The 12362-nt window shown below is 39.7% G+C and carries 10 protein-coding genes and 1 pseudogene; 1 reads left to right on the top strand and 10 read right to left on the bottom strand.

Annotation, left to right across the window (positions count from 1 at the left end; genetic code table 11):
- Positions 1-30: 30 nt before the first annotated feature.
- From NC238_12225 to NC238_12210, 4 genes are all read right to left on the bottom strand, one after another.
- Positions 31-900 (bottom strand): S-4TM family putative pore-forming effector, encoded by an 870-nt coding sequence (locus tag NC238_12225; protein MCM1566683.1) that lies wholly within the window; start codon positions 898-900, stop codon positions 31-33.
- Positions 893-1894 (bottom strand): nucleotidyltransferase, encoded by a 1002-nt coding sequence (locus NC238_12220; GenBank protein MCM1566682.1) that lies wholly within the window; start codon positions 1892-1894, stop codon positions 893-895. Before NC238_12220 ends, NC238_12225 begins: the two co-directional genes overlap by 8 nt.
- A 117-nt stretch (positions 1895-2011) precedes the next feature.
- Positions 2012-2413: a (deoxy)nucleoside triphosphate pyrophosphohydrolase gene (locus tag NC238_12215; protein MCM1566681.1), complete on the bottom strand. Its 402-nt coding sequence runs from the start codon at positions 2411-2413 to the stop codon at positions 2012-2014.
- 4 nt (positions 2414-2417) lie between these two features.
- Entirely contained in the window at positions 2418-2978 is a 561-nt protein-coding gene (locus NC238_12210; protein MCM1566680.1) for a hypothetical protein, read from the bottom strand.
- Between the two features lie 791 nt (positions 2979-3769).
- Here NC238_12210 and NC238_12205 point away from each other — a divergent pair.
- Complete coding sequence (locus NC238_12205; protein MCM1566679.1) at positions 3770-6010, top strand: AAA family ATPase; 2241 nt, start codon at positions 3770-3772, stop codon at positions 6008-6010.
- Positions 6011-6587: 577 nt separating this feature from the next.
- On the opposite strand, the gene NC238_12200 is transcribed toward NC238_12205, so the two are convergent.
- The 6 genes and pseudogenes from NC238_12200 to NC238_12175 all read right to left on the bottom strand — a co-directional run bounded on the left by NC238_12200 (position 6588) and on the right by NC238_12175 (position 12326).
- On the bottom strand, positions 6588-7499 hold the full coding sequence (locus tag NC238_12200) for a hypothetical protein (protein ID MCM1566678.1): 912 nt from the start codon (positions 7497-7499) through the stop codon (positions 6588-6590).
- 366 nt (positions 7500-7865) lie between these two features.
- Positions 7866-8780: a helix-turn-helix domain-containing protein gene (locus tag NC238_12195; protein ID MCM1566677.1), complete on the bottom strand. Its 915-nt coding sequence runs from the start codon at positions 8778-8780 to the stop codon at positions 7866-7868.
- 196 nt (positions 8781-8976) lie between these two features.
- Positions 8977-9405: a pyridoxamine 5'-phosphate oxidase family protein gene (locus tag NC238_12190; protein MCM1566676.1), complete on the bottom strand. Its 429-nt coding sequence runs from the start codon at positions 9403-9405 to the stop codon at positions 8977-8979.
- A 221-nt stretch (positions 9406-9626) separates the two neighbouring features.
- Positions 9627-10745 (bottom strand): GGDEF domain-containing protein, encoded by a 1119-nt coding sequence (locus NC238_12185; GenBank protein MCM1566675.1) that lies wholly within the window; start codon positions 10743-10745, stop codon positions 9627-9629.
- A gap of 174 nt (positions 10746-10919) precedes the next feature.
- A complete protein-coding gene (locus NC238_12180) occupies positions 10920-11540 on the bottom strand; it encodes a GNAT family N-acetyltransferase (protein MCM1566674.1) in 621 nt (206 codons plus the stop codon).
- 339 nt (positions 11541-11879) lie between these two features.
- A pseudogene (locus NC238_12175) lies at positions 11880-12326 on the bottom strand (DUF1848 domain-containing protein).
- Positions 12327-12362 lie beyond the last annotated feature (36 nt).

The following is a 12362-nucleotide window of genomic DNA, read 5'->3' as shown; positions in this document are numbered from 1 at the left end:
GTATAAAAGACTATTAAGTAATATACTTGATTATTTCTTCTTGTGTTGTAACGCTATAGCATCTTCGTGTGTTTGAAATTTTCTTTGAAAACAGCGATAGAACCAGTTGGGAATGAGCACAGCTTTCTTTCGATGATCAAAAATAAAAGATTGTAGAGTTTCGAGTTGGGCATATAATTCTGAATCAGAATAATTTACTTTATTGTTTAGAATCAATTCATACTCATTTTTCAGCTCTTTTAACGTACCTAAATCACAATAAATATCTTTGCACTGATTTAAGAAAAACTGCCATATAGGGATAGCCCATGCCAACATTGCAAAGAACTGGAATAAGCTTGATTTCGCCAGAATAGCAATTAGTAAAATTGCAACTGACAATATCATGCAAGCCGCAATATTAAACCATAAATAATTTTTACGAAGTTTGCCGTCCCATCTGATATTCTCTTGCTGGCAGTGAAATATCTGTTCTGAGATTGAAAGGCTATAATAATCACTATACCAATTTTCAACTTTTTTTAAATCTAGAGAAGCATAGTCAGCTGTTACATTGGCAATATCATCTCTATTGAGTATCCCAAAATTCATATGCATACCATATAATTTAACATCAAAAGTCTGCTGGATTTTGGCACCAATTTCTTTCAAATTATTCGAGATAATTCCACAACAAAAATTGACTGCCAACAAAATCATAGAAAACAAAATAGATAAAGCATTTACTGTATCTGAAGAACATTTAGTTGTGAGAACCGCAAACGCTGCAGTTCCGATAGTACTTAGTATTATACCTATATACAATATTTTTTTTGCCTTGTTGTAAAATTCTTGCTGTGCCATAAGTAGCAATAGCATATCTCGTTTATTCTGTTGTTTATAAATAAATTTTTTATCCATAGGCCGGAAAATCACTCCCAAACACTTCTCCCCAAAGATTTATAGCCTTTTTTTGATCCTTTTCTGTTAATTCTGCATATGAAGCTTTGCATGCCTTATCATAATCTGTAAGCGCTTTATTACTTATTACTACTCTATCTGCATATGAAAGGGCATTGATATCTCCCTGAATATTCTTCATATCATAAATAGGATTGTAAATATGCTGAGATACATAAGGCAAGGCATCTCTGAAGCGCAGATCAATATATTCTGAGAGACTTGAAACTGTTTGACAATAATCTATTAAAAGCGTTTCTAATAGATATGAAGGCAATGTTGTGGCATTTTTTACCTTGTTCCACTTCTTAAACAGTCGTATGAGTTCTAATACTCGTTCATCTTTATTTTGATTTGTGCTTGTGACTTTTTCCTTATCAATAGTAGGATCAGTTTTTTTCCAATTTCCCTTACTATTTGGAATTAAGTAATATGCGCGTCCGTCACTCTCAGTAACTGTATGAAAACATGGTATAATATCAAACGACCAATCTTTGGATCTTAGATTTAGAACTATAGCTTCACCGCTTCGTTTAACTTCTGATCTTGAATATTCTCGAACATTTTCAAGTTGTTTCTTGAATTTGTTAACAACTTGCGTGCTGTTTAATGTTTTATCATCTCTTGTACAATCTTTTTGCGCCTGATTAGTAGTACTAGCTGTAATTCTAACATTATCCCAATTATCATAAGAATTGTAAGTAGCTCCATTGGCTGCAATACCAACCATGAGATCAATATCGTTAAGTTCTCTACATTTTGTATGTCTGGCAAATGACCCAAAATGGATATTAAATGATTCGCATAAATCAAAAAAGCCATCAATGTTATCAAACTCTGCTATATTTGAAAGCAGATTGTCCCGACTTTGTCTAGCATTGGTAGTCACGTTTGGGTCGAGGTTTACTATATCTCTCATAAATTCCGAAAAAGCAGAATTAACTGTTATTGCCATTTGTTACCCTCCCATTCCTTTGCAATATCTTGATGTTTCCATTTTATTCTTTTATACGAATCCAATTTTGGTGCGCATTATAGACATACTCCTACTTCCCTTTAAGGACTAATCGTATCATTCTTGCACCTTCCCCAACCTCTCCGCTACCTCGACATCTGCCGGACAAAACGCATACTGTCCCAACTCCTCCGCCCTAACCCACCGAATATCCCGGTGAACCTTTCTTTGCAACTCCCCCTCAACAATCCGTCCCTCAAAGAAAGTAAAGCTCATCTCTTTATCCCCATATGTATGCCGAGTCTCCGCGAACACCTCTTCGACCTGTATCGTCACTCCCAGTTCCTCCCGGCATTCCCGAACCAGACATTCCGCCAAGCTCTCCCCTTCCTCCAGCTTTCCGCCCGGGAATTCCCAAAGCAGTGGACAGCTACCGCTGTTGTCTCGCTGACAGATTAAGATTTTCCCATCCTGCCGTAGAATTGCCGCAGTAACCTGCGTTATTTTCTTCTCTTCCATCGTCTCAACCCACAATCAATTGATTGGTTTTCTTAATAAATTTAAATTCCTCAATAAGCAAACGAAGCCCGCTCCATTTAATAAAGGAGACGAGCATATCGATCCGGTCGCAGGATAAGATTTCTCTTTTTAGTTCAGCGAACATGCTGGGCTCATGCCCTACTCCGGTGAATAAGGAGCTTGCCGCCAGGGAAGTCACCGGACGCACGACCTCCGCTTTATCATTTAACTTTAAGGCATAGATACTGTTTTCTTTATCGAGCAAAACAAGTAACAGCTCTGCTTTCTCATCAACAGATAATGCTGTGAGTCTGTCTTCGGGAAGATCATTAGCCAGAAGGTCAATCATCCGGTTGGCCAGTGCCGCTTGGTCTTTAATACCGCCGCCATTGTCCTTAACATTGGACAAGGCTGTTTCCAGGACTTCAGCCAGATATTTGGAGAGTATTCTCGGAGCTTCTTCCTGGTCGATTGCTGATGTTTTAATCAGCTTTTCATTGGAGGCGGAAAGTTCTTGACGAAGAAGCTTATTAATCAGTTGTTCATAGAGACCGGTTTTTAGCATAGGTTGTCTCCTGTATATTGAAACAAACATAATATGGGTAAATTCACCATATACGTTATTATTCTCCCTAAATCTTTCATATCCTGTTAATTTTTCCAAAAATAAACTAAAAAACGAAAGAAAAAAACACAGTTTATGACTATGTTTTTTTCTTTCGTTCCATAAAAAGAAATTAACCGCCCACTCAGATGAATAACGGTCTATTCCGTTACAACAGCCGACCGCCCTTAAAGCAACTGTTGCGGGGAATCATGTCTCCAGCACGATTCCTCTATTTGTATTATATACCATATTAAAGTAAAAATAAAGAGTAATTGTAAATTTGTGTTAATATATGGTTTATTATGGTAATTTATGTTATAATAACCCTGCAACAGATGGCGTGCAGGGCGGTCGGCATTCCCTCCGGAAAGGAGGTGATGCCATGGAAGTATATCAAACATTAACACTGATGATATCCTTCGGGACATTGGTGGTTTTGATACTTTCTTTCCACAAACGGAAATAGACCGCCACACTGCAAAGTAAACGGTCTATTTCGTTTACCAAAGCCGACCGCCCTTAAAGCGGCTGTTGTGAGGAATCATGTCTTCAGCATGATTCCTCTTTGCTTATATTATATACCATATTTAAGTTAAAATACATAGTTATATGTAAAATTTTGTTAACCACAGGCTTTCCTCTACATTAATTATACCAAAAACATTTCTCTAATAACATTCTTATATTTATCCTATATTTTGTGTAAGATAGAGATTATCATACTTATGCCAAACTTAGGGGGTAAACTTTTGGAACGGAACGGCCTTGATCAAGATTTTGAAGTCAGGCGCCTGGAGCAGGTGCTGGCTATTGCCCGGGAACAATTAGACTGTGCCCTGCAAAAGAGCGAAGAAAATAAAGACGCCATTATTGCGGCTAAATTAGATATGTGGGAAGATACTTCCCGCTCCATCTCCGGCCTTTGGAATATGGATAATTTTCATGAGCTTGTCGAGTTGAGCCAGTACGCCAATCCGGTGTCGGAACGGGTGTCGGATTATGAACGGGATGCCGCTAAGATCCTGGCTTTAAAAAGATTGCTCTATTCCCCCTACTTTGCGCGGATCGATTTTCAGTTCGAGGGCGAGGAACTGTTTGAGCCTGTCTATATCGGGCGGTCTTCGCTTCAAGACGGCCTTACCCGGGATATAATCGTCTATGACTGGAGATCTCCCATCGCCAGTGTCTTTTACCGCTTCGGCCCGGGGAAAGCGTTCTATGAGTCGCCGGGCGGCAAAATAACGGGAGAGGTTCATTTAAAACGCCAATACGAGATCAAAAACGGCGAGCTGCAATATTTCTTCGATGCGGATATCCAGATCATTGACGAATTCCTGCGCGAACTGCTTTCCCGGAATGCTTCCCCTAAAATGAAAACTATCGTCGAAACCATCCAGAAAGACCAGGATATGGTGATCCGCGATCTGGAAATGGATTTGCTGATGGTCCAGGGAGCTGCGGGAAGCGGCAAAACTTCGGTGGCGCTGCACCGCGCGGCTTATCTGATGTATCAGGGGCTGGCGGCCAAGCTGGCTTCCAATGAGATTGTGATTATTTCTCCCAACACGCTGTTTGAACAATACATCGCCAATGTCTTGCCTGAGCTGGGCGAAAAGAATGTCCATTCGCTCGTCTTTGAAGAAATATTCGGCAAGGTTTTGCAGACTGATTCTATCCAAAGCAGGAATCAATATTGGGAAGGCCTGCTCTCCGTAGGCCTTAGCGGCAGGAGTATCGCCAAAAGCAGCATGGCCTTCAAGGGCTCGGGTGTATTCGCTGAAATTTTAAAACGTTTCATTCAGGACTTGCCTTACCGCTGGCTTCCGTTTGCTGATATTTACTATGACGGAAAGGTTGTTGCCGGCCGGCAATTGCTGAAAGCGAAAATCCTGAGGGGCGGTCAGGAATTCCTGCTGAGTGTGCGGTTAAAGCAATTGGAAGCGTCGATTCTGCAAATCGTCCATGAGCTGCGTCCCAGCCGTCTGGAAAAGTTAAAAAAGTTTATTCAGGCCAAGCCCGAGCATGAATTCGAAGCGGAAGAAGTTACCCGGCGGTTATCCATTCTGGAAAGCGCCGCCTTGCTGAAGAAGATACGAAGGTTTACCGAGCTGGATTGTGCGGAGCTTTACCGGAAGCTGTTCAGTGATAAAAGCTATTTTTATCATTTAGCCGAAGGTCTGGAGCTGCCTGATTGTATGGAAGAGATTATTGACTACACCAGGGAAAACCTGCAAAAGGATGATTTGCTCTATGATGACGCCCTGGCCCTTACTTTTCTCCATTTAAAAACATTCGGGTATACCGCTTACCGGGATATCAAGCAGGTTGTGGTCGATGAAGCCCAGGATTATGATCCCCTGCATTTCGAAATACTCCACGGTCTGTTTCCCAAAGCGCATTATACCATCCTGGGCGACATTCATCAGACCATAGGAAAACGTGTTGATCCAGCACGCTATGAACAGATTGGCAAAATATTCGCCAGACCTAAATCGACGCTGGTGACTTTGGACAAAAGCTTTCGCTCCACCAATGAGATCTTGACGTACAGCGCCAGGTTTCTTGACCAAAGCGTTAAGCTCCATAGTTTCGGAAGATCGGGAGATGTGCCTGCCGTGTTTACGGCGCCAGACCGGGCGGCTCTGACTGCTCTCCTGCTTGCGGAAATTAAAACCTGCCGGGAAAAGGGTTACCAATCGGTCGGATTAATCTGTAAAACGGAACACGACGCCCTTTCCTTATATGCGCAGCTCAAGGACCAAAGCGATATTCAGCTGCTAAAAGGTGACGTTCAATTTGATTTAAGCGGTGTATTCCTGATCCCGGTCTATCTGGCCAAAGGCCTGGAATTTGACGCCGTACTCATCTGTGAAGCCGATCAAGCGCATTATCACAGCGCTGATGATAAAAACCTTTTATATATTGCCTGTACGCGGGCGCTGCATAGACTGAACCTGTTTTATACCGGGGAGATCAGCCCGTTTTTATAATACCGCTAACCAAGGAATTCAATCGTATTGCGGTTTTGCATTCAGCTTTGAATTATAAACCCTGTTCGTTCCGGATTAGTGTCCGATAATATGGATTAGTGGCTTGAATCTTTTAAAGCTTAAGATTGCAAAAAGGAAAAAGATGCTGCAAGTTTAATGTGCAGCATCTTCTTTTGTTAGTATATGGTTTAATCTGGTAATTTATGTTATAATAGCCCTGCAACAGATGGCGTGCAGGGCGGTCGGCATTCCCTCCGGAAAGGAGGTGATGCCATGGAAGTATATCAAACACTAACACTGATGATATCCTTTGGAACATTGGTGGTTTTAATACTTTCATTCCATAAAAGGAAATAGACCGCCACTCTGCAATGGATAACGGTCTATTCCGTTTTTCAAAAGCCGACCGCCCTTAAAGCGGCTGTTGTTGTGGGGAATCATGTTAGCTGCATGATTCCTTTACTTATATTATATACCATATTTAAGTTAAAATACATAGATATATGTAAAATTTTGTTAATCATGCGAATACTCCCTTTCCATTAATTATGCCAAGAACATTTCTTTAATAGTATTCTTATAATTTATTTTTTGGGCTTAATACTGCCTTGGCAATGGCTGCACCGCCATCGGGTTCGATTTGGAAGAATACAACGAGACATTGATTATTTTCAATATCAAGGGTTACAGAATATAAAGAGGTTCCTATTTCTGGCCGGGGGAAATAGATTTTAGCCGGTTTATCCTCAGTACAGTTTTTTAACGCCAAGAACGCTCCAGCCCCATATTCGTTTTTGTCCCCGCCCTCGGTGTTAACCATGATCTCATCTGCAAGTTCTCTGCTGCAAAGGGCTTTAAGATTATCATATTTTTGTTTTTGGGAAGCAATATAGCTCTTAACTGCCCAGCTCATGATTATCTCCTCCTGCCGGGGGGAAATACATTCCAGCAGCTTGGTTGCCTCAGCTTCCGTAGGTTTTTGATAACCTATTTTTGTTCCCATGATTTCTACCAAGCCATCAGAAAAACAGACAATATCATCATACCAATAAAGGCCGTCTTCTGTTAAACTGGAATATCCTGTTACGGTCCAGATACCGCCTTCCCCTTTTTTCTCAGGTTGGACAAGGTTTATAAATACCGCATTATGATCATCCCATGCATAAAGAAATGAAGAAGTCCCATCCGGTCCATGATACAGATTCTCGGCTTGCCCTCCGGAAAGGTTTAACATTCGAATGGCGCTTGTGTCTGGAACCAGGAGAAAGCCTGCCTTTCCGTTATCGGCTTGTTTTTGCAGCGCCGCTGTTTCTTCCCGGGAAAGAGAAGGAATCACCTTTTGATAAGCCTGAGCAAATTTTGCCGGCGAATCAATTTGAGTAGTAGAAAATACGGGAACTTGATTCGCAGGCTCCGATTGGACCTGTGAATTTTTGATTGCTGAACTGCAGCCTGATATGGATCCAAAAATAAAGATCAAAGCAAGCATTACGCTCACTCTGTATATATCGTTGTATATATTGTTGTTTATCCTGAACATCCGGTCCCCTCACCTTACTGCCTAATTCCAATCCATTATATCACTTTTAAGGATTTATTTGTCTATTTGGCCTGTATAAGGTTCGATTATTTTCAATATAATCATAGAGATTATGTTACAATAAATGGTAGGATAAATTATTTCAATCATTCCTGCGCAAACAGCAGACAGCCTCCGCTTATTCAATCACGCATCCGGATCTTCTTCTTCGTTTTTTCCTTCTTTGCCTATATTATACTCAAAGATTAGCGGGAAACAAAACAAAAAGCCGGAACAAAACGAATCGCTCCAGCTTGAATTCCCGCCTTGTGAAACCTATTTTTTCAATTCCCTGACTGGCCTGGCCTCGATATACCCTCTGTAGCCCATGGGCGCCAGCTGGAATCGCGGGCCGTCCTCGTCCGCCCACTGAAAACCATAGATTTCCGGATTGTAACTTTTCATGACTTCCCATAATTCTTCGATCGCCTCGCCAAATTTCGAATCATCAAAAGGCTGACCCTGAAAAACCATCATCTTGCACGGCGACAGGTTCATGCTCTCGTAACCATCCGGAATTTCCCCCGTATAATCCGCCGGAACCTCAACCCCTTGGGCATAAAGCGACGTATCCGGCCGGCGCAAATTGTCCGGCAGCCACATCCCAATGGGTTCATAGATGGCTTCTTTAATTGCGGAGAGCTGTTCCCAGACAGCACACCCTACTTCTTCGCAGTATTCAAAATAATGGGTCGCTTTTAAGCCGCTTTTGAAGATCAGTTTCCGGGCGGAACGTTCCACCACTTGTACAAAGACCGTGTTTAACTGAGAATGATCAGACATATTGCTCTCTCCTTTTTGTTTCGTCAGGTAATAATCACGGACATAGCCGGGTATGAAAAGTTTAAGAGATGCCGTTTCTTTGTTTTGGCTGTACGTTTTCGGCGTAATTCCGAATTCTTTGGAAAAGGCCCGGGTGAATCCTTCATGGGAATCAAAGACGAAGTCGAAAGCAACATCAATGATTTTCCGATCCCTGTCCTTCAGTGTAACAGCTGCCTGGGATAACCTCAAAGCCCGGATGTATTCAAACGGTGCTTTTCCGATCAGATCCTTAAACATTCTGGCTGAATGCCAGGGCGAATACCCCGCCGCCCGGGCCAGAGAATGCAGGGTAATGGGTTCGGTCAAATGTTCATCGATATACTCCTGCATCCGCTGTACTGCTTTAATTTTTTCCCAGTTTTCCATGTTCTCACCTGCCAGTTCAAAGGATAACAAATATGCTTATTTTTTTCTTGACTTCTTTTGCGATTGTGAAGCACCGCCCTGTTTTAAAGATTGATTTCCCATAGTTCCTGACCCCAAAAAAGCTGCACATTTGTACAGCTTTTGTAACGATGGTTTATTTTACCGGAATATGCTTTAACTCTAAAAGTATAACGGTCTAGAATTTGATCCTCGGTATGTCCGCTTCCTTAAGATTGTCTCCCCAGGTCCAGAAATGGGCTTCCCCGTTGACTACCCGGAAAAGAATAAAGTTCGGATTATTCGGGGTATCAAAACCAAGGGCCTTGAGAAAAGGTCTTTCTTCCAGGGCCTTTTCCCTTAAAGCGGAATCCTCAACAAACTCCACATCGCCCATTATCCGTAAATGCTTGATGGGCTGCAAGGTGACAAAACAAAGTTCCACCTTGGAATTGGCACGCAGTTGTTTATACAAATCCTTAGAAGCAGCAGTCGTAAAATAGATTCCGTCATCTTTCACCCACAAAGGAACCATTCCCCTACCCCGGGGCTGGTCTCCCTCAATCGTACATAGGGTACAGGTCGCCTGACTCTCCGTAATAAATTGCATACAATCCTTAAAATCCATTTCAGTACCTCCTTTAGATTTTTCATTTTTTAAAGATAACTTATATTTATCGTATTTTTAGTAAATAGGAAGGGCTGTCCTTCTAGATTATCCTATAAAAATTATCCTGATTGCTGTAATTTGACTTCTTCTATATCCCCGTCAATATCTAATCGTAAACTGGGGTTCTTTCTCTTATAATTTTGATAACTTTCATTATCATGCAAAAAGATATTTTTTTGCTAATCATCGACACTCCTGCCATAGAAGCCCTTTAATTTTGCCTTGTGTGTATACATAGCTTTATCAGCTTGAGTAAATGTAGAATATATACTTTCATTTTCATTTTTAATATAAAAAGAATATCCATAAGCAAGAACAATTTTAATGTCGCGTTTTTCATTAATTGCAAATAAGAAGTGATCTAAATTCGTTAAGGCGCTATCCACTTGTTCCCTCGAAGTCTCCTTGCAAATAATACAAAATTCATCACCGCCAATCCGAAATGCTTTACCAATGCCCGAAAAACTTTCCTGTATGATTTTTGCGGCATGGTAAATTATTTCATCTCCGACTTTATGCCCGTATTTATCATTAATACTTTTTAAGTTATTGATGTCAACCACAACAATTGCTGCATCTTTATCCCCCTTAAGAAATTGATCCATCTCTTTTTCAAATGCTGAGCGATTATTAAGTTCAGTTTGAACATCATGTTTAAATTGTGACTCCCGTAAAAAAATATAATATATCAGTAAAGAAATAGAGACACTTCCCCAAATAACTAGTATTTCTTTAAATAAAATTTGAATAATGATCCCAATTATAGGAATAAAACAGATCAAAGATAAAATAATTTTATCATTCTTTTCAAATTCTGCACTTTTTTCAATGACTGTAATGACCATTAATACGAAATAAAAGATACTAATTATAGTTGGCAGTAGAAATAAATTCCCCCGTGTATATTGATTTTGAGCATCGACGAAAAAAATCCAGCCTGTTTTGTAACTTGAAATGCATACAAAAGCATTAAAATATAAGGGCAAGGCCAAAATACGATTAGCGAAAATCCCTTTTTCCCTTTTGCTATTAAAGAATAATAGAATGTATGGAACTACTGGGCACAAAGAAAAACCTATAATGTTAGCTATGCGGTGAGGTATTACGAGGTGTTTGTTGCTTGATAGTTCCATTAAAATAGTCGTTATTTCTAATAGAAGCAAAATAATTGTAATCAATGACACAAATATATAAATTTTATTCTTATAATTATTAACAACAATGTTCCGCTTAGCCAAATATATTGCGAAGCAAAGAATGATGATTGCTAGAACATCCGTACTGATTGATGTTGTCATATTCGATTCGCTCATTTCATTCGTAAAGATACTATTTAGAATTAAGTATACTATAGAAATGGAAATGTAAATGTAAATAATTTTGGGCAAATAAATTTCTTTGCATTACATTCATATATCTCAGATTTTGGTAATACAGCCTAAGACGCCATGGACGGCGTCTCCCAGAAATCTTTAAGTATTAGAATATTTGATAAAACAATATTGATTTAGTCCGATACGGCTATCTTCCATAGTTTTAATTAGTTGAAATCCCATATGTTCGTACATTGGAATATGATTGGAATTATCTGTTTCTAAGATAATTGGAATACCTTTTTCTTGGCAATTCTCAACAATTGGGGTAATCAATGCCCTTAATTTGCCTTTACCCCGTTCTTCATGGGCAACAGCAACAACATTTATATGATAATAGTTCTTTTTAATAAATTGTTTATGCCAGTTTAAATTAATAGCTTTTGAAACTGATCTGACGTTATTTGCGTATAATTCAAAATCCTCTTTACTAACTTGTTTCCTTATTTTTTGTGTTGCCTGTATACTAAGTATAATTTGCTTTAACATTTTTAATTTCTTTTTTTCATAGCCTATTATTACTGAATTAGACTTATCATCTAACGAGTAAACATCTCTTGTTTTTACAAAAACACCTAATTGAATCTGGAAGAGCTTTGTAAGAAATTCTTCCTGATAAATTATTCCTTTTATCTGTAATACAGTTAAGGGGTCATCAATAAAACACTCTGTCAGAAGCTTAGCAACTGGTTCAATTTGATTTTCAGTTATCCTTATCATATTAACTAACCCCCAGCGAAAATCTTCTACTACTATTCGCACATGGATGTACGGCTATTGCATCCTATTACGTATAACTATGGAATTTCCGAACATTTATTCGGGAATTTCCACTTGGCTAAAATACCCAATTTTGTTTAATTCTCTTTTATTTTTCTATTTCCTTTTCTTTTTTACAATAATTTGCAATAAAACTCTAAGGTATGGACTTTTCCCAATCGCTCCTAAAACAATTCGGACTGACAATTGCGGCACGATTTAAGATCACGGGTCTTTACCACATCATTTTCGCCGACACTGCCAAACAGCAATGGAGATTCCGGATTATGCGCAGCATCATTTTTCTGTGTAACCGGCGAGCTTTGCTGCAAGCGACTTAAAAAACTTAAGATGATACGCCGTTGTATAATCCGCATTGAACAGAATCGGGTCGTACCGCCAAATCACCTTGTCCTTGCCAATTCTTCTAGACAGTTCTTGAAATGTTGGAATCACAATATCATTTTTTGACGGTACATTCGGTTCAATATCTTTTCCGTAGGCATTAAGGGTAAACTGAAAATAATAGGTGTAGGCTCTCAGCTCGTCCAACCGTTCAAGCATCGGCGCCGGATTTTTCGTCCAGAAAACAATACCGTCAACGACATCCGGCGAAAGGTCAATTTTACTGATGTGATGAATATTCATCGGGTTACGGACAAGAACAGACTTTTCCTTTAGGCGATTATAAAACCATTTTGCATAATATGCCGGGATATCTGTTCGCCTGCTTACACTTATTATCATTGTCGTTTTTCCTTTTTAAAATTGGAGAACAAGTTG

The sequence above is a fragment of the Dehalobacter sp. genome, assembly GCA_023667845.1.
Classification (GTDB): domain Bacteria; phylum Bacillota; class Desulfitobacteriia; order Desulfitobacteriales; family Syntrophobotulaceae; genus Dehalobacter.
The sequence above is the reverse complement of the archived record's forward strand: the minus strand, read 5'-3'. Positions and strand labels throughout refer to the sequence as shown.